At 35.2% G+C, this 18,668-nt stretch carries 15 protein-coding genes; 5 read left to right on the top strand and 10 right to left on the bottom strand.

Going from position 1 to position 18,668, the window contains the following annotated elements; translation table 11 throughout:
- Window positions 1-21: 21 nt before the first annotated feature.
- On the top strand, window positions 22-1,452 hold the full coding sequence (locus tag BP18_RS02700; protein WP_035050306.1) for a recombinase family protein: 1,431 nt from the start codon (window positions 22-24) through the stop codon (window positions 1,450-1,452).
- 16 nt (window positions 1,453-1,468) lie between these two features.
- Here the strand turns inward: BP18_RS02700 and BP18_RS02695 are convergent, their stop codons facing one another.
- The 3 genes from BP18_RS02695 to BP18_RS02685 form a co-directional block, all read right to left on the bottom strand.
- Window positions 1,469-2,053: an ATPase, T2SS/T4P/T4SS family gene (locus BP18_RS02695; protein ID WP_231549424.1), complete on the bottom strand. Its 585-nt coding sequence runs from the start codon at window positions 2,051-2,053 to the stop codon at window positions 1,469-1,471.
- 151 nt (window positions 2,054-2,204) lie between these two features.
- Entirely contained in the window at window positions 2,205-2,930 is a 726-nt protein-coding gene (locus BP18_RS02690; RefSeq protein WP_007722397.1) for a YebC/PmpR family DNA-binding transcriptional regulator, read from the bottom strand.
- 102 nt (window positions 2,931-3,032) lie between these two features.
- A complete protein-coding gene (locus BP18_RS02685; RefSeq protein WP_007722404.1) occupies window positions 3,033-3,563 on the bottom strand; it encodes a VanZ family protein in 531 nt (176 codons plus the stop codon).
- Window positions 3,564-3,777: 214 nt separating this feature from the next.
- Between BP18_RS02685 and BP18_RS02680 the strand changes: the two genes are divergently transcribed.
- On the top strand, window positions 3,778-5,589 hold the full coding sequence (locus BP18_RS02680) for a M3 family oligoendopeptidase (protein ID WP_029277820.1): 1,812 nt from the start codon (window positions 3,778-3,780) through the stop codon (window positions 5,587-5,589).
- A 49-nt stretch (window positions 5,590-5,638) separates the two neighbouring features.
- Here BP18_RS02680 and BP18_RS02675 read toward each other — a convergent pair whose 3' ends face one another.
- The 3 genes from BP18_RS02675 to BP18_RS02665 form a co-directional block, all read right to left on the bottom strand.
- Window positions 5,639-6,550 carry a diacylglycerol/lipid kinase family protein gene (locus tag BP18_RS02675; protein ID WP_007722406.1) on the bottom strand — a complete coding sequence of 304 codons (912 nt, stop codon included), beginning with the start codon at window positions 6,548-6,550 and terminating at the stop codon, window positions 5,639-5,641.
- A 187-nt stretch (window positions 6,551-6,737) separates the two neighbouring features.
- Window positions 6,738-8,135, bottom strand: coding sequence for a C40 family peptidase (locus BP18_RS02670; protein WP_029277818.1), 1,398 nt, complete (start codon window positions 8,133-8,135; stop codon window positions 6,738-6,740).
- A 141-nt stretch (window positions 8,136-8,276) separates the two neighbouring features.
- Window positions 8,277-8,825 carry a DNA-3-methyladenine glycosylase I gene (locus BP18_RS02665; RefSeq protein WP_029277816.1) on the bottom strand — a complete coding sequence of 183 codons (549 nt, stop codon included), beginning with the start codon at window positions 8,823-8,825 and terminating at the stop codon, window positions 8,277-8,279.
- Between the two features lie 135 nt (window positions 8,826-8,960).
- On the opposite strand from BP18_RS02665, the gene trhO reads away from it, so the two are divergent.
- Complete coding sequence (gene trhO, locus BP18_RS02660; protein ID WP_035050304.1) at window positions 8,961-9,926, top strand: oxygen-dependent tRNA uridine(34) hydroxylase TrhO; 966 nt, start codon at window positions 8,961-8,963, stop codon at window positions 9,924-9,926.
- A gap of 119 nt (window positions 9,927-10,045) precedes the next feature.
- Here trhO and BP18_RS02655 read toward each other — a convergent pair whose 3' ends face one another.
- From BP18_RS02655 to BP18_RS02645, 3 genes are read right to left on the bottom strand one after another with little or no spacing between them, the layout of a single operon-like run.
- Window positions 10,046-10,849, bottom strand: coding sequence for an ABC transporter ATP-binding protein (locus BP18_RS02655; RefSeq protein WP_035050300.1), 804 nt, complete (start codon window positions 10,847-10,849; stop codon window positions 10,046-10,048).
- Complete coding sequence (locus BP18_RS02650; RefSeq protein ID WP_029277814.1) at window positions 10,846-11,745, bottom strand: ABC transporter permease; 900 nt, start codon at window positions 11,743-11,745, stop codon at window positions 10,846-10,848. The genes BP18_RS02655 and BP18_RS02650 overlap by 4 nt, the downstream gene beginning before the upstream one ends.
- 26 nt (window positions 11,746-11,771) lie before the next feature.
- Complete coding sequence (locus BP18_RS02645; protein ID WP_081835482.1) at window positions 11,772-12,761, bottom strand: ABC transporter substrate-binding protein; 990 nt, start codon at window positions 12,759-12,761, stop codon at window positions 11,772-11,774.
- Window positions 12,762-13,336: 575 nt separating this feature from the next.
- Here BP18_RS02645 and BP18_RS02640 point away from each other — a divergent pair.
- Window positions 13,337-16,276: a transglycosylase domain-containing protein gene (locus tag BP18_RS02640; RefSeq protein ID WP_035050297.1), complete on the top strand. Its 2,940-nt coding sequence runs from the start codon at window positions 13,337-13,339 to the stop codon at window positions 16,274-16,276.
- 36 nt (window positions 16,277-16,312) lie between these two features.
- On the opposite strand, the gene ccpA is transcribed toward BP18_RS02640, so the two are convergent.
- Entirely contained in the window at window positions 16,313-17,323 is a 1,011-nt protein-coding gene (gene ccpA / locus BP18_RS02635) for a catabolite control protein A (protein ID WP_007725744.1), read from the bottom strand.
- 220 nt (window positions 17,324-17,543) lie between these two features.
- Between ccpA and BP18_RS02630 the strand changes: the two genes are divergently transcribed.
- On the top strand, window positions 17,544-18,638 hold the full coding sequence (locus BP18_RS02630; RefSeq protein ID WP_007725745.1) for a M24 family metallopeptidase: 1,095 nt from the start codon (window positions 17,544-17,546) through the stop codon (window positions 18,636-18,638).
- The last annotated feature ends 30 nt before the right edge of the window (window positions 18,639-18,668 follow it).

The raw sequence follows: 18,668 nt of genomic DNA, 5'->3' as shown, positions 1-18,668 counted from the left end.
CAAAAATAGGAGGAAAAACATATGGTAACAGCTATTTACGTACGCGTAAGCACTGAAGAACAAGCAAAGGAAGGTTATTCTGTCGGTGAACAAACTGAGCGCATGAAAGCTTATTGTGATGCAAAAGGATGGAAAAACATCAAGGTGTATACAGATGCAGGATTAAGCGGATCAAATATGAATCGTCCTGCCCTTCAAAAGATGTTGACGGATATAGACCGTAAAGAAGTAAATAGAGTTGTTGTATATAAATTAGATAGACTATCACGTTCTCAAAAAAATACATTATTCTTAATAGAAGATGTGTTCATGAAAAATAATATAGATTTTGTGGATATTACAGAAAACTTAGATTCGTCTACTCCTATTGGACGTATGATGATTGGTGTAATGTCTGCCTTCTCTCAGCTTGAAAGAGAATGGATAAAAGAGCGTATGGCCATGGGGCATGAAGCAAGGGCTAAAGCTGGGCTTTATCATGGAGGTGGTCCAGCGCCAATAGGCTACGACTATGAAGACGGCTTGCTGGTCATAGATCCTTATGAAGCTATGCAAATTAGATACCTTTATGAGGAATACGCAAAAGGTACTTCACTTAGAGAGTTAAAAAGATTAATGAATGAAAAATACAAAACAAAACATGGAGCTTGGACTAGCGATAGTTCTATCCGGAGAAGTTTATCTCAAAAATTATATGTAGGTAAAATAGATTTTAAAGAAGATACTTATGATGGGCTGCATGAGCCAATTGTTTCAAAAGAATTATTTGATGAAGTCCAATCAAAGCTATTGGAACGTTCATGGGGCAAAAGACATGCTGGCAAATCCAGACCATTTACCGCTAAAAGTTTGCTAACAGGCTTGTTGTATTGTGGTCACTGTGGAGCTAGATACTTCGGGCGTAGTCAATTATATGTTTATAAAGATAAAAGAGAGCCAAGACATTATTATACTTGCTACTCACGCTGTGGCCATCCAGCACACATGGTTAAAGATCCTACTTGTAAAAATAGAAACTACCCTGTAAAAAAACTGGATGCAAAAATTCTTAATGAAATAAAAGTTCTTTCTCTTAATTTAGATTCACTAGATAATATGGTTACACATCAAAACAAAACTTCACAAAAATCTATTTTAGCATCTCAATTGAGTAAATTAGATAAACAGATATCAAAACTATTGGACCTTTTGCAAAATGATAAAATGCCGTTTGAAGCTGTTTCAAAACGTTTAGAAACACTTAATAGCGACAGAAAAACAATCCTAGATGAAATAGACAACCTTGAAGAAGAACCGAAATTAGCTATATCTGAAGCTAAAAGATTAATCACTTCTGTTGATGAATCATTTGATAATCTTGAATTGGTTCAAAAAAGAAAAATTATTCATAACTTAATAAATAAAATTACAATAACTGGTGATGATATAACAATACAATGGTCTTTCGTTTAATCAATTTTCGTATGTGTTAATTACAAGCTACCTCATTTACTTGCGTTTGTAAAAAAAGGGGTTCTTCAATTTCTACGGGATCTTCGACCGTTATAACTTGTTGCTTGCTTGTCAGGTAACTTTCACGAACAAGCTGATACATCGTTGTTGTTTTGCCTGATCCAACTGGTCCTGAAAAAATAAGTAAACCACTATTAAATTGTGCCAATTGCTCGATTAATTTGACTTCTCGTTTAAAATAAGTTGTTTTTGCTAAAGATACATGCATGGATTGATTTAAAATTCTGATAACCATCGACTCTTGAGAACGAAAATTTGTGATTGTAGAAAAACGCAACGCTACCGTCTTTTCTTCAACTATCAGTTGTGCTGCTCCACTTTGTGGTTTTCTTCTCTCCCCTACGTCCATGTTTGCTAAATATTTAAAATAGGAGATAAATCGTTTCCCTTCATCTTCGGTCACAGCATTCCAAAAACTCATTTTTCCGCCAATCCGAAAGTAGAATCGGTATTGAGTATCTTCAGGTAAAATGTGAATATCACTTGTTCCGGTTTCTTGAGCTTTAACAATTACATATTGTGTAAACTCTTCAATTTCCATTACTCGCCTCCTTTCCCAGTATTATTGTCTTGTTAATTTAAATATGTGCAATCGTTGAGGTATTTCGTTATTCTTTTTACTTATTTCAGAACAAAAAAAATCTTTGCCTTTCTAGTGTTACTAGAAAGGCAAAGATTTTTTTGTTCAACGCTTATAATTCAGCATTGTGGAAGACTTCTGACACGTCATCATCTTCTTCAAGTTTATCAATCATTTGGTTAAATAAAGCTTTTTTATCTTCTGGTAATTCAACGGTTGTTTGTGGAATCATCGTTACTTCAGCTTGTGCTAATTTATAGCCTTCTTTTTCCAAAGCGTCACGCACGTCTGGCAAATCAGAAGGGTCTGTATAAATTTCAAATACTTCATCTGACGTTTCCATTTCATCTCCGCCAGCTTCTAAAACGCTCATCAACATTGTGTCTTCGTCTATGTCTAAACCTTCACGTTCAATTGCAATGTACCCTTTACGATCGAACATGTAACTAACAGAACCTTTTTCACCTAATGACCCACCATTTTTATTAAAAGCTACACGGACATTGGTTCCCGTACGGTTTAAGTTATCCGTCAATGTGTGTACCAAAACAGCTGTGCCTTTTGGACCATAACCTTCATAGATTACTTCATCATAATTTTCATTTTCACCAGTTGCACTACCTTTTTTTATAGCACGTTCAACATTATCATTTGGCATATTATTTGATTTAGCTTTGTCCATCACCATACGTAATGAAGGATTTATGCTCGGATCAGGTCCACCACTTTTCACAGCCATGTAGATTTCTCTTGATATTTTTTGGAATACTTTTCCGCGTTTTGCATCTTGTGCATTTTTACGGCCTTGGATATTGCTCCATTTTGAATGTCCTGACACTCCAAACTCCCCATTTCATAGTATAAGTGTATTAAGCTAGATTAAATAGCCCTACTTATTTTATCAAAAAACTAGCTATAGAGCAACTGTGCGCCAATTTATCTACCGTTTTATCTTTTTAAATGATGGCTTCTTTTTTTTCTTTTTATAAATGAACACGAAAAATACTACTGCAAGCAGAATACTAGTCAATGCTCCTGTAGCGTCCAGAATAACATCTTCCATCAAAGGAGTCCGATCCGGTGTGATACTTTGATGGAACTCATCAAAAGCGGCATAGCCAGACGCTAACAGCCATGAAACGAACGCAGACAACCAGATGCTTGTCATTTTATTTTTCAATCCTAAAAACCAGCACAAACCTAATAAAAAATAAGTTCCAAAATGAGCTAATTTCCGAATAAAAAATTCAATGAATGCACTATACCCTTGCGCAGCAATACTCACTTCACTGCCTGCATAATTAAATTGTATTAGACCTAAAAGATCTTTCAGTGGTTCCTTAGCTAAAATTTTATCTAACACACCTGTCAATGATTGTTCTCCATAAGGCTGAGAAGAACTGTAAAATAATACCACCATTATAACAAGAGCTAGCGCGATAAAAAAATTGTCTTTTGTAGTTGAACGCATCAGCATCTTCCTTCTTTCACGATTTTTTATTGACATTCATTTCACTTCTTCTTTAAGCTAACAATTTCTATTTTACAGTATAGTGATCGACTTTTGATAGTTATTTTCGGACTAAAGTTAGTCAATGTTTTTTTGCTTTGTTTAACTACTGCTTTTGAAACTACAAGAAACTAGAGTATAATAGATTTATTCGAATCAGAAAGGGAGTTACGCTATGAAATACAGTATGACATGGGATCTTGAATCTATTTTCCCAGGCGGTAGTAAATCACCTCAATTAAAAGAAAAATTAGTCCTTATTCGTGAACAGCTAGATGAACTATCTTCTCTTATCACCAAGTGGGATACTGAAAAAGACAGTCCCGCTTTTAAAGAGCTATCAGCTATTTTGCTTGTTCAAGAAAAACTAACAAAAGGATTGTCTCAAGTGTTCACCTTTATCGAAGCTGTTCAATCTGCGGATGTGTCCGATAAACAAGCAGGAACTATTTTTGGACAAGTCTTTGAATTGAGCAGTGCATTTAGTACTATTCAAACGATTCTAACTAAAAAAATGGTTGCAATGCCTGATGATAGTTGGAATGATCTGGTTGAACTACCTGATTTTAAAGAAATCAAATTTAGTCTAACTGAAACACGTATACAAGGTAAGGAATTGTTGAGTGAAACAGAAGAAGCTTTGATTAATGCTTTATCTATCGATGGATTCCAAGGGTGGAGCGATCATTACGATTCATTGGTAGCGACTATTGAGATTCCATTTGAAGACAATGAAGGTCAAATCCAACTGTTGTCTGCTGGTCAAGCTTATAATAAAATGAATACCGACCCAGATGCAAAAGTTCGCGAACAATTATTTAATAAATGGGAAGAAACTTGGGGCAGTATGGCACCTTTGTTTAGCGACACCTTAAATCATTTAGCTGGTTTTCGTTTAGCAGACTATAAAGCTCACGGTGTGAAAGATTTCTTAAAACGTCCTTTAGAATACAATCGGATGAAACAAGAAACCTTAGATACTATGTGGAAAGCTGTTAGTGATCACAAACAACCTTTCGTTGATTATTTAAATCGTAAAGCTCAGTTGCTTGGAAAAGATAAATTATCTTGGCAAGATACAGAAGCACCTGTGATTCTTGGAAGTGCACAAGCTAAAGTTTATCCATATGACGATGGGGCTGACTTCATTGTAGATAATTTCCGTAAATTTAGTGGGAACATGGCCGACTTTGCTCAACATGCTTTTGATCATAGTTGGATTGAAGCAGAAGATCGAAGCGGGAAAAGACCTGGTGGGTACTGTTCAGAATTGCCAGAAAGTAAAGAATCAAGGATTTTTATGACTTATGCAGAATCGCCAAGTGAAGTATCCACATTAGCTCATGAATTAGGCCATGCTTTTCATAGCCACGTGATGACTGATTTGCCAATTCTAAACCAACAGTACGCCATGAATGTTGCTGAAACAGCCAGCACATTTGCTGAAATGATTGTTGCCGACGCAACGGTTAAAGAAGCTACTTCAAAGGAAGAAAAAATCACTTTATTGGACACTAAAATGCAAAATGCCTTAGCAATGTTTTTAAATATTCATGCGCGTTTCTTATTTGAATCAAGGTTTTATGCTGAACGTCAAAATGGTATCGTGACAGATGAACGTCTTGGAGAATTGATGGAAGAAGCTCAAAAAGAAGCGTATCAAGACTCACTAAGCGAGTACCACCCTCATTTTTGGGCTAGCAAACTTCACTTTTTTATTGCCGACGTTCCTTTCTATAATTTCCCGTACACTTTTGGTTATTTATTTAGTTTAGGGATCTATGCTCGTTCGTTAGAAGAAGGTGCTAGTTTCGAAGATAAATACATTGCGTTACTAAGAGATACAGCAGCTATGTCTACAGAAGATTTAGCGATGAAACATTTAAATGTCGACTTAACCAAACCAGATTTCTGGGAAGCTGGTATTGCAATTATGAAAAATGATGTTGATACTTTTATGGAATTAACAGAAGAATACGTGAAATAACAATAAAAGTACCTCTAAACAGTCCATTTTATCTGTTTAGAGGCTCTTTTTAGTTATTATTGGTTGTTTTGTCAGGGATAAACATAGTAATGTGACGAGGCAGTACTTGAAGAGTCAGAGGCAACTCAAATCCTTCATCTCCATCAATATTACTAATTAACTGCGTATTTTCTTCTGTAATAGCTATTTTACCTGATTTAAACTTTCTATACAGCGTTTCATTTGCACCAGCTGCATTTCCTGAAATCACTTTAGGAATTAGTTTAACCTTATCCAATAAAGTCTTTCCTTTTAATGCAATTAAATGCAAGTATCCATCATCTGTTTTTGCATGTGGAATCATATTTTCAAATCCTCCCACAGAATTTGTTAAGGCAATCAGTACCAAACTAGATTCTTGTTCAATGACTTCATCATCTATAGTTAATTTAAAAGAGTAGCTTTGGCTATCATTAAAGGCTTTAGCTCCTTCAATAAAGTAAGCTAATGATCCTAATCTTGTTTTTTGGTCAACCCCTACATTTTTAACCGCTTCAGGAATTTTTCCAATTGCAATGACATCAATAAAGTAACTTTCATTTACTTTACCAATATCTAATTCTTTTGTAACAGCTTCTGGTAACATTCGAATAGCTGCTTCAGGATTCAAAGGAATTCCTAAGGCGCGTCCTACATCGTTGACTGTTCCTAAAGGGATAATACCTAATTTTGGACGGTACGCTTCTTCTGCTAGTCCACATATACATTCGTTGACTGTTCCATCACCGCCCATAACGAAAACAGCTTCTACACTTTCTTTAGCAGCTGCTTTAGCAAATACTTCAGCATCTCCGCCTTTAGTCGTTTCTTTAATTACTACTTCATCATACATTGATTCTATGGTATCTAAAGCAAGCGCAGCATACTCTTTTCCCTTTTCTCCTCCAGAAGAAGGATTTACGATTAATACAGCTTTGGTCATATCCCATCAACCTTTCTAATGTTACGTTTTTGTAGGTTTAGTTTAGCGTAAGACTTGTTTGATTGCCACAAAAAGACATTTCTTAAACAAACTAATAAAAGCAATTACTACAACAACAACCTACCTTAATTTGACAAAACAAATAAATAAAAAAATCGTTACCGATTGGCAACGATTTTTTTATTTTTTAATAACGTCCGTATCCTACAAGTTTAGGTCCCCAATAAGAAGAGCTAACTGAAGTGTAAGCAACGCCTGTACTACTTTGTGATCCAATAAATTGACCATTTCCAACGTAGATTCCTACATGAGTGATTGATCCGCCACTACTAAAGAAAACTAAATCTCCAGGTTGTGGATTTGACACTTTAGTAGAAGATGCATATTGTGCAGCTGCTGTACGTGGCAAAGAGATTCCAATTTTTGCAAATACGTATGAAGTAAAACCAGAACAGTCAAATCCATTGGTTGTTGTTCCACCCCATAAATATGGTGTGCCCATCACACTAGTTGCATGTGGTTGCAATTTTGACCAAGATGTACCTCCACTTGTAGACGGTGCTGGAGTTGTAGGCTTAGGAGCCACAGGTGTTTTCGCTGGTGCCTTAGTCTCTGTTTTTGCTGGCGCTTTTGTTGTAGTAGGTGCATTCTCAGTTTTCTTAGTAGTCTCTGTTGGAGTAGAAGCTACGACTTCACTTTCTTCTACTACTTGAGGTTCTTCAGCAGACTCACTTGATTCTGCAACTACCACTTCTTCAGTTTCAGAAGTTTCATCTACGATTGGTTCTTCAGTTTCTGCTGCTTCATAACTTGCCAATACAGCTAACTCTGCTGCTTCTTGAGCAGCAGTATATTCAGCTACTTGACTTTCAGCTTCAGCTTTTTGTGCAATGTATTTCTCTTTATCTGCTTGTACACTAGCTGTTTCGATAGCTAATTGAGAAACCACGACTTCTTTTTCTAATAATTGTTTTTCCATTTCAGCTTTTGCGTTTTCCAGTTGAGCTGCAAGAGCATTTTGTTGTACGATTGATTGCTCAACTTTTTCTTTTTTAGCTACAACTGATTCTTTATCATCTGCTTGTGCTTGAACAAGATCTTTGTTTGCTTTTACTAAACCAGCAACTACGTCAACACGACCTAGTACATCTGTCATAGATTCAGCTTCAATAACAAATTCTATGTAGTTTTTTGTATCTCCATTGACTTGTACTGTACGGGCTTGATCTTCAAGTTGTTTACTACGTTGTTCAATCTTTTCTTCAAGAGATTTAATTTCATTTTCTAAAGTTTGTTTTTCTTTTTGAGATGATTCAATTTCTGCTAATAATGAATTAGTTTTATCTTTGTTTGAATCGATTGAATTAGTAATAGTTGCTAATTCTGCTTCTGTTTCGCTTGATTGAGTTTGTAGAGCATCAACTTTTTGTTGAGCTGCTTCAATTGCTGCTTGTGTTTGGGTTACTTGTTGTTCAGATTCAGTAAGTTTATTTGTAGTAGTTTCAGCGCTAACGGCAGTTGGTAGAATAAGCGAACTAAAGGTCATGGTTCCTAAGATTGCAATAGTTACTAGTTTTTTATTCACGTGTTTTACCCTCCAAATAGAATTCCTGCTAATTAAAATCTTAATTACATTCTAAGATTCCTTAACGGATTTCAGTATAACACAAGACATATGATAAAATCGTATCGTTTACATTACAAGTATGTGTCAAATGAAATACTTTTATTTAAAAGAACACTGATCAATATGGTCATTAACTAATCCAGCTGCTTCCATAAAAGCGTAACACGTAACTGGACCAAAAAAGGTAAACCCTCTTTTTTTCATTTCTTTCGATATAGTTATAGAGAGTTCTGTTTTAGTAGGTGCCTGTTTCATACTGTCAAAATGATGAATAATTGGCTTCCCTTCTACAAAAGACCAAATATACTGATCAAATGTTCCATATTCTTGTTGCACATTTAAAAAAGCTGTCGCATTTTTCAAGAGCGAAGCAACTTTTAATTTATTTCGAATAATTCCTGGGTTTGAAAGTAATTCTTCTATTTTTTTTTGATCATAATGTGCGATTTGATAAGGATCGAATCCATCCAATGCTTTGCGGTAATTCTCTCTTTTAGCTAAAATTGTAGCCCAACTTAATCCAGCTTGCATTGTTTCAAGAATCAACAATTCAAATAAAGCTTGATCATCATGTAACGGTTTGCCCCATTCTTCATCGTGATATGTCTTCATCAATTCTGTGGTTATTGCCCAAGCACATCTTTCCAAAATTGCACATCCTTTGTTTTTTATTTTGAAACCTTGCTTTCTATTATTTTATTAGTGTATAATGTATTGTTAGTATAGATTAACTTAAGGTAGTTCACCTACCTAATGTTATGAAACAAATTAGGAGGATTTACTATGTCTAAAGATTACCGTGTTTTACTTTACTATAAATATGTTCATATCGAAAATCCAGAAGAATATACTGCAAAGCATTTATCGTTCTGTAAAGAAGTTGGCTTAAAAGGAAGAATCTTAGTTGCAGAAGAAGGTATAAACGGTACTATTGCAGGTACTTATGATATTACTCAACAGTATATAGATGAAATGCATGCCGATCCTCGTTTTTCAGATTTAGTTTTTAAAGTAGATGAAGAAGAACGTGCTCCTTTCAAAAAAATGTTTGTACGCTTACGTCCTGAACTTGTATCTCTAAATTTAGAAGATGATATTGATCCTAATGAATTAACCGGTGAATACTTAAACCCTACGGAATTCCGTGAAGCTATTCTTGATGAAAATACAATCGTCATCGATGCCCGTAATGATTATGAATACGATTTAGGTCACTTTAGAGGAGCCGTTCGTCCAGAAATCAGAACCTTTAGAGAACTTCCTCAATGGATCCGTGATAATAAAGAACAATTCATGGATAAAAGAGTTGTAACTTACTGTACTGGTGGAATTCGTTGTGAGAAATTCTCTGGTTGGTTAGTTAAAGAAGGCTTTAAAGACGTTGGGCAATTACATGGTGGAATCGCTACTTACGGGAAAGATCCTGAAGTTCAAGGTGATTTATGGGATGGTCAAATGTATGTGTTTGATGAACGCATTAGTGTGCCTGTTAACCATAAAGAACATGTAATTGTTGGTCGTGACTGGTTTGATGGTACTCCTTGCGAACGCTATGTAAACTGTGCTAATCCTGCTTGTAACCGTCAAATTTTATCTTCAGAAGAAAATGAACATAAATATTTGCGTGGATGCTGTCATGAATGCCGTGTAGCACCAGCAAACTTGTATGTAAAACGGAATAGCTTAAGTGAAGAAGAAGTTGCTGAACGTTTAGCTGTCATTGGCGAAAAACTTCCAGCATCCGTTTAATTAAAATCAAATCCATTCTTTGACAAATAACTGTTAGCCAATAAAAGTTGAAAGAATAAAAAAAGACTCTGATTTTTTCAGAGTCTTTTTTTATTTAATGATTACCTGCTTCGCGACAATTAACCTAGTAATAAAGCATCTTCCGTAACAGTATCTCCACTATTCTTTTGGAATAATGCTAAAAGGTCAGGGACAGATAATTTATTTTTTTCCTCCCCTGAAACATCTACTACTATTTTTCCATTGTGAAGCATGATTAACCGTGTTCCGTGTTTAATTGCATCTTCCATGTTATGTGTGATCATTAGTGCAGTCAATTTTTTTTCTCGAACAATTTTATCGGTTAACTTTAACACCATTTGACTCGTTTTCGGATCCAAAGCTGCTGTATGCTCATCTAGCAATAGCAATTTTGGTGGAACAATCGTCGCCATCAGCAAGGTCAAAGCTTGTCTTTGACCGCCCGACAATAATCCCACTTCCATTTTAAGCCTACTTTCAAGTCCTAACTCAAGTAGCTTCAACTGTTCTTTAAAAACTTCACGTTGCTTATCTTTTACACCTAACGATAAACCTCTTTTTTTCCCTCTCTTAAAGGCAACCGCTAGATTTTCTTCAATAGTTAATCGAGTGGCTGTTCCCATCTTAGTGTCTTGAAAGACCCGGCCAATGTCTTTTGCTCTATCATTCGTTCGCTTATGCGTGGCGTTTTTCCCATCCAAAAAGACTGCACCTTCGTCTACTGCATAAGTCCCAGCTACACTATTTAATAGAGTAGACTTTCCAGCACCGTTACCACCAATAATCGTAACAAATTCTTCTTTCTCAATGGTCAAATCAATTCCCTTTAAAACATGGTTTTCATTGACTGTTCCCACTTCAAAACTTTTATGAATTTTTTTTAATTCTAAGATTGCTGTCATATTAATTTAGCTCCTTTCTTACTCGCTCTTTTAGATCCTTTAGTTTTCTTTTTGATTAACGGAGTTGAAAGTGCGATAGCTAATATGATGGCTGAGAATAATTTGATATCTTGCGGTTCTACACCTAATTGCAATACCAAATCAATAATTAAACGATAAACAATTGCTCCGATGACGATTGTCATTAACCGTTTCGCAAAAGATAAATTATGAAAAATCACTTCACCGATAATGACAGAAGCCAATCCAATGACAATGGTTCCAATGCCCATACTAATATCTGCATAACCATTATTTTGCGCAATAAGTGCACCTGATAAAGAAATCAATCCATTACACAACATGTATCCTAAGATTTTCATTGTATCTGTATGAATACCGTTTGCTTCACTCATGTCTTCGTTATCACCAGTAGACCGTAACGCTAAACCTATTTCAGTGCTGAAAAAAAGGTAAAGAACTAGAATCACTAAACCTACAGCTATTCCTCCAACAACTAAAACAGCTAAACGATTTTCTAACCCATACGACTGCAACTCTCGCATCAATGTCTCTTGCCCCAATAAAGTAACGTTTGCTTGTCCCATTATTCTTAGGTTGATTGAATACAAAGCTGTCATGGTTAAAATACCAGTAAGAAGAGCTGGTATTTTAAGTTTTGTATGCAACAGACCTGAAACGATTCCAGCTAACATCCCCCCGACCAATGCCAGTAAACTAGCAAGTAAAGGTGGTATTCCAGAGACAATAGATACCGAGCAAATAGCAGCACCTAAAGGGAAACTTCCTTCAGCGGTTAGATCTGCAATATCTAAAATTCTAAATGTAAGGTAAATCCCAATCGCCATAACTGACCATAATAATCCTTGTGAAATGCTTGATAATATAATATCCATTTTAATTCTCCTTTATGTTTTACAGTTTAGTCAGGCAACACGATACTTTTAGGGTCTATGCCTAATAACTCTGCCATTTCCTCGTTAATGACTAATTCTAATTTATTAGACGTTTCAACTGGCATTTCGGCTGGATCTGCACCATCTTCAATAATTTGAAGGGCCATTTGTGCAGTTTGACGTCCCAATTCTTCATAATTAATTCCATAAGTTGCTAATCCTCCAGCTTCCACCATTTCAGCTGAACCAGGAACAACAGGCAATTTATACTCTAAAGCAATTTCGCCAACTGTTGGCATCGTACTTGCGAGTGTATTATCCGTTGGAATGTACACGGCATCAACTTCTTGAGCCAAAGTCGTCATCACTTGTTGGACGTCATTGGTAGTTGTTACGGTCAATACCTTCACTTCTATTCCTTCTGCTTCAATGGCTTTTTGAGCTAGATCTGCTTGGATTTTTGAATTTGGTTCACTAGAATTGTAAATGATTCCAATCGTTTTAGCCTCTTTAGCCAACGATAAAAGTAAAGCAACTTGCTCTTCTATCGGAACCATATCGCTCGTACCTGTTACATTACCGCCAGGCTGTTCATTATCAGCAACCAAACCGGCATCTACAGGATCTGTTACTGCAGTAAATAAAATAGGGTCTTTTTGTGTAACTGTTGCTAAAGATTGTGCTGCTGGTGTCGCAATAGATAAAATGATTTCATTTTCTCCTGCTAAACTCTCACTCATACTTTGTAAATTAGCCTGATCGCCTTGAGCATTTTGATAATTAACCGTCAAGTTTTCACCTTCAACATACCCTGCTTCTTCTAATTCACTGACAAATCCTTCACGTGCTTTAGAGAGTGAATCATGCTCCATGTATTGCAGAATGCCCACGTTTACGTTTGCTTCCTTTGAATTTCCAGTTTCATCTGTATTTCCACAAGCACCCAATAGTAAAGCAGTTGTAACAGTTGCTACACCTAAAATTATCTTCTTATTCATCCCGTTTATTATCATCATTATTATTTCCCCCTATTTTCTAATCTAATTTTTTTACAAAAAACAAAAACGCCCACTTAGAGATAGCATTACCTAAGTGGGCGTTTATTTTATGTAAAAATAAACAAGAAATCCTTTATAATCTACCACTTAGATAATCTCTATGTGGCAAATATTTAGCAAATCAAATTGCTTTAGCCATATAGATACAAACATTTCTGTTTCCTGTTTGCACCCATAATGAATTATGTCTACAAACAGTTTCTAAAATAGCTAAAGTAATAATTATTCAATTGTGTTTGGCTGACTAAATGACTGTTCATAATAATCCCTCACACTTTCAATTTGTATTTGTTGTTACAAGTATAAAAAAACAAATGAGGAAAGTCAACAACTATATTAAAAAACATTCATTTAAAACTCACCCGATTCTTACTTTTTAGGAAAATAGCAATCTACCCCCTGCCTTAAATTATACATAAAGTAGATTAAGTTTCTGATATATTTCTTCAAAAATTGCTCTTTCTACTCTCTTTTTGTTATAATGGTTCAAGCAATTAGAGTAATCAAATATAACTTTATGAGGTGAACTAAATTTGAGTAGTCCACAAAATACGAATGAATCATCATTTTTAGAGAAGATAAAAATTCTTTTTCAAAAAGTGATTCAGTTCATGAAAAAGCAATGGATTTCTTTCAAACAAACACATTTTTATCAATCAATTCATTTTAAAAGAACCAATTCACATAAAGAACCAATTCAAAGCAGCTCAACTTCTCCATCTACTACTGATAATGAACCAATTAGTTCTCAGGAAAGAGAACAAAGCAAAGCAGAAGAAAATTCTAGGTTAGATAAATTTCTATTTGGCTTTAACGTTAGCTACAACGTTGTCAAAAATCTTATTATTGCATTTGTTGTTATTGGTTTAATTGGTGGAGCTCTTGCGGGTGGAGTAGGAGCAGGATACTTTGCTTATCTTGTTTCTGGCGAAGATATTCCAACTTATGAAGAAATGAAAACAGACCTTGAGAATGTTTCGGCAACTTCATCGATGTATTACGCTACTGGAGAAAAAATCAGTGATTTAAAAACAGATTTAAAGCGATCTGAAATCCCATTAAGTGAAATGTCTCCTTTAGTTCAAGAAGCTATTATCGCTACCGAAGATGAGTACTTTTATAAACACTCAGGAGTAGTTCCAAAAGCTGTAGCCCGGGCATTGGTTCAAGAAGTTAGTGGTGCGAGTACAACTTCTGGTGGATCAACTCTTACTCAACAGTTAGTAAAACAACAGATTTTAACAAATGAAGTTTCCTTTAAGCGAAAAGCAAACGAAATGTTATTAGCTTTCCGTATTGAGAATTTTTTTACAAAAGATGAAATATTAGAAAGTTATTTAAATGTTTCACCTTTTGGAAGAAATAATAAAGGTCAAAATATTGCTGGACTGAATGAAGCTTCTTTGGGTATATTTGGTAGTAAAGCCAGTGAGTTGACTTTACCACAAGCCGCTTTTCTTGCTGGTCTGCCTCAAAATCCAATTGTTTATAGTCCTTATACTCAAACCGGCGCGCTTAAAGAAGACTTATCTGCTGGGATGAACCGTAAAGACGAAGTATTGTTTAGAATGTATCGTGAAAACTACATTACAAAAGAAGAGTATGACACTGCTTTAGCTTATGATTTAACACAAGATTTTTTACCACAAGAAACTGATGTTAAAGATAGTACCGATTATGTTTATAACTTTGTCGAACAACAAGCAAGACAGATTATAATGGAGCAACTGTACACAGCTGATGGTTATTCAGCTGAGGATATTGCTAATGACCAAGACTTAAAAGATTCTTATTACAATCAAGCGGATCTTGATTTACGAACAAAAGGTTATACTGTTTATTCAACTATTGATAAAGGTGTATACGAAGCTATGAACAATGTCGTTGCACAGTATGCTAATCCGAGTATCTCTTTTGATGAGAATAATAATCCGATTATTAACAATACGAGTTATCTTGGAAAAGTAAAAGTTGTGGATTATGAGGATAAAGAAACTAAGGAAACAAAAACATTAGTTGAACCAGTCCAAAATGGCGCAATTTTAAGAGATAACGCTACTGGTCGAATCATTTCGTTTATAGGTGGCGTAGATTATGGCTTAACTCAAGTTAACCATGCTTATCAGTCTCCTCGTTCACCCGGCTCAACTATTAAACCCTTACTAGCTTTTGCTCCGGCATTAGAAGAAGGCATTATTACACCAGCTTCGATGATTTTTGAAAGCAGTGCTAAAGTGCCAAGTTGGGAGAATGGCAAACTGGGGATTCACGAAATAACGAACTCAGGAAACGTGATTCCAAATAAATGGACCGATGTTCGTTCTGGTCTATCAAATTCAAGTAATATTGTTACAACTAAAATCTATCAACAGATGAAAGATACGTACCATATGGCAGATAAACTAGAATCTTATATGCATAAGATGGGTTTTGGTTCTGACGTCATCACAACAGAAGAATACCAAGGTGTTTATTACTCCCTTCCAATTGGTGGGATTACAAAAGGTACCACTGTTTTAGATCAAACAGATGGTTTTTCTACTTTAGCAAATAAAGGAAATTATACAGAGAGTTATGTTATCGATAAAATCGAGAATGCTGATGCAGATGTCATTTATCAGCATAAAGCTGAAGCTGTAGAAGTTTTCACAGATGAGACAGCGTATTTAACAACTGATATTTTACGTGATGTAATGGATACGGGTACAGCTAAAGACATTGAAGGACAATTAAATTTCACAGCAGATATTGCAGGTAAAACCGGTACGTCTGACGGTCAAAAAGATATTTGGTTCATTGGTTATACACCTCAAGTAACTTTAAGTTCTTGGATTGGCTATGATAATGCCGTTAATACATCTGTCAATGATTTGTCAAATTCAGGTTCTGAAAGTCCAAGTTTAAGAAATCGTCGACATTGGGCTCGCTTAATGAATGCAATTTATAGTGCAAACCCAACTATTTTAGGCGCTGATCAAACATTCCAACAACCTGAAGGTATTGTAGAAACAAAAGTTCTCAGTGCAACAGGTATGATGCCTGGAAAAGTAAAATTAGCTGATGGAAAAGAAGTTACGGCTTCTGGTGGCACTAAAACAGAAATTTTTAATAAAAAGTTTGTACCGAAAACGACCATTTATAACTTCGCATTAGCAGCTTCTGATAAAGAGTTAACCGATTATTGGGGTAGTGTTACTAAATCTGCTGACACTAAAAAAGCTCAAGAAGCACAAAAGGCTAAAACAGAAGCAGATAAGAAAACTGCTGAAGTAAAAAAAGCCGATGAGGCCAAAAAAGCTGATGAAGCTAAAAAAGCTGACGAAGCCAAAAAAGCTGACGAAGCCAAAAAAGCTGACGAAGCCAAAAAAGCAGAAGAAGCCAAAAAAGCAGAAGAAGACGCTAAGAAGGCTGATGAAGCCAAAAAAGCAGAAGAAGACGCTAAGAAGGCTGATGAAGCCAAAAAAAATGAATAAAAAATAAGGCATTGATTTTTCAATGCCTTATTTTTTTTAGTTTTGTTTAGTTGTTCCTCTATTTGCAATATTATGAGGCAAAATAATTGTTTTTTCATCTACGTCTTCTTTATTCATCAATTTAGTTAACAAACGCATAGATACAGCACCAATATCATATAATGGTTGAGTAATAGTACTTAATTTTGGTCTTACCATTTCAGATAATTTAGAATTATTTGCAGTAACTACTTCGAATTCTTCTGGTATTTTAACTGAATGATCTAAAGCACCATTCATAATTCCAACAGCAATTTCATCGTCACCAGCAAATGCGGCAGTTGCTCCTGCTTCAGCTAACTTAGTATAAGCTTCTTCTCCAGCTGCAAATGTATAATCTGTTTCAACAATCAAGCTTTCATCATACGCAATACCTGCATTTTCTAAAGCTGTTTTGTATCCTTTTAAGCGGTAAATACCATTTATAGGTTCTTGAGTAATTGATCCAGAAACAAATGCAATACGCTCATGTCCATTAGCAATCAATTGTGCTATCGTTTGTTCTGTTGCAGCTTCATAATCAATATTGACACTTCCCATTTGTTCATCCGGATCAACTGTTCCTGCCAAAACAACTGGTGTTTTTGAGCGAGAAAATTCTGCTCTTAATTCATCTGAAATTTTATGACCCATATAAATAATTCCATCTACTTGTTTTGCTAAAAGTGTGTTTAATACTTGAATTTCTTTTAAATCATTTTGATCAGAATTAGCTAAAATAATATTGTATTTATACATTGATGCAATATCATCGATTCCTCTAGCCAAAGATGAAAAATATAAATTTGTTACATCGGGAATAATAACACCAACTGTTGTTGATTTTTTGCTAGCCAATCCACGAGCAACAGCATTTGGACGGTAGTCTAGACGGTCAATAACTTCTAATACCTTTTTTCGAGTAGTTGGTTTTACATTGGGGTTGCCGTTTACAACACGTGAAACAGTTGCCATAGAAACATTTGCTTCTCTTGCAACATCATAAATAGTAATGGTTTGTTTTTCCATAATTAAGCTCCTTCAAGTAGTTAGATTCGTTTACTTTTTGTATAGTACCAATTTATCAAATTTACGCTCTCAATGCAAGCGTTTCATTTCCGTTTTCATGAAAATTTCATAATTTCTTTCATTTTAAAATTTTATATCCTTTTTTAGTTTTCTTTGAGAAAACCATTTTCATTAGTGATACAATTAGTTCACGTATTATTAGAAAGGTAGGACAATTATTGTGAACAAACAACTTGATAAATTACAAGAATGGTTAGTCAAAGAAGAATTAGATATGGCTTTTATTAATGAACCCAATACTATTGCTTATTTAAGCGGTTATGAAAGTGATCCCCATGAGCGTATTTTAGCTTTGGCTGTTTTTGCAACAGAGGAACCTTTCCTTTTCACACCTGAACTTGAAAAAGGCGATGCTCTAAAAAGTGAATGGCCGCATGCTGTTTATGGTTATCTAGACAATGAAGATCCTTGGTCTCTTATTGCTCATCACCTCAAGTCTCGCAAGAGCGATCTTAACAGTATTGCAATTGAAAAAGATTTTTTAACGGTTGGTCGATTTGAAAAACTTCAATCCTATTTCTCAGCTGGTTCTTTTTTAGATATTACACCTAAAATACAGTCTATGAAGCTGATTAAAACTCCTGAAGAAATTGATAAAATGATGGAGGCCGGCAAATGGGCTGATAGAGCTTTTGAAATTGGCTTTAATGCAATAAAAGAAGGCATATCTGAAGAAGAAATTGTAGCAGAAATTGAATACCATTTAAAAAAAGAAGGAATCAAAGAAATGAGTTTTGAAACGATGGTCTTAACTGGTGACAACGCAGCCAGCCCACATGGTACTCCAGGTAAAAGACAGGTTCAATCAAATGAGTTTGTTTTATTTGATTTAGGTGTTATTTATAATGGATATACTAGTGATGCTACTCGCACTATCGCTTTTGGAGAACCTTCAAAACAGGCTAAAGAAATTTATGCTATTGTATTAGAAGCTTATCATGCTGCATTGTCAGCAGTTAAACCTGGCATAACTGCTGGTGAATTAGATAGACTTGCTCGTGACGTTATCACTAAAGCAGGTTATGGACCCTATTTCACTCATCGTTTAGGCCATGGTTTAGGAAGTTCAGTCCATGAGTTCCCTTCTATAATGCAAGATAGTGGTTTCGTTATACAAGAGGGCATGTGTTTCTCAATAGAACCGGGAATCTATTTGCCAGGAGTCGCTGGTGTTCGTATAGAAGATTGTGTAGTTGTCACGAAGGATGGTTGCAAAGTTTTCACTCATACGCCAAACGTATACACTTCAATTTAAATAGACAATTTCAAAAATTTAATATCTGTT

This window comes from Carnobacterium jeotgali MS3, from assembly GCF_000745125.1.
GTDB classification, from domain to species: Bacteria; Bacillota; Bacilli; order Lactobacillales; family Carnobacteriaceae; genus Carnobacterium_B; species Carnobacterium_B jeotgali.
The sequence above is the reverse complement of the archived record's forward strand: the minus strand, read 5'-3'. Positions and strand labels throughout refer to the sequence as shown.

Excerpts from the sequence above, each read along its gene's own strand:
- BP18_RS02650 (WP_029277814.1), bottom strand. The coding sequence starts at position 11,745 with ATGGATATTATATTATCAAGCATTTCACAAGGATTATTATGGTCAGTT.
- trhO (WP_035050304.1), top strand. The coding sequence starts at position 8,961 with ATGTCTAAAGATTACCGTGTTTTACTTTACTATAAATATGTTCATATC.
- BP18_RS02680 (WP_029277820.1), top strand. The coding sequence starts at position 3,778 with ATGAAATACAGTATGACATGGGATCTTGAATCTATTTTCCCAGGCGGT.
- BP18_RS02695 (WP_231549424.1), bottom strand. The coding sequence starts at position 2,053 with ATGGAAATTGAAGAGTTTACACAATATGTAATTGTTAAAGCTCAAGAA.
- BP18_RS02685 (WP_007722404.1), bottom strand. The coding sequence starts at position 3,563 with ATGCGTTCAACTACAAAAGACAATTTTTTTATCGCGCTAGCTCTTGTT.
- BP18_RS02645 (WP_081835482.1), bottom strand. The coding sequence starts at position 12,761 with ATGATGATAATAAACGGGATGAATAAGAAGATAATTTTAGGTGTAGCA.
- ccpA (WP_007725744.1), bottom strand. The coding sequence starts at position 17,323 with ATGGAAAAACAAACCATTACTATTTATGATGTTGCAAGAGAAGCAAAT.
- BP18_RS02675 (WP_007722406.1), bottom strand. The coding sequence starts at position 6,550 with ATGACCAAAGCTGTATTAATCGTAAATCCTTCTTCTGGAGGAGAAAAG.
- BP18_RS02700 (WP_035050306.1), top strand. The coding sequence starts at position 22 with ATGGTAACAGCTATTTACGTACGCGTAAGCACTGAAGAACAAGCAAAG.
- BP18_RS02655 (WP_035050300.1), bottom strand. The coding sequence starts at position 10,849 with ATGACAGCAATCTTAGAATTAAAAAAAATTCATAAAAGTTTTGAAGTG.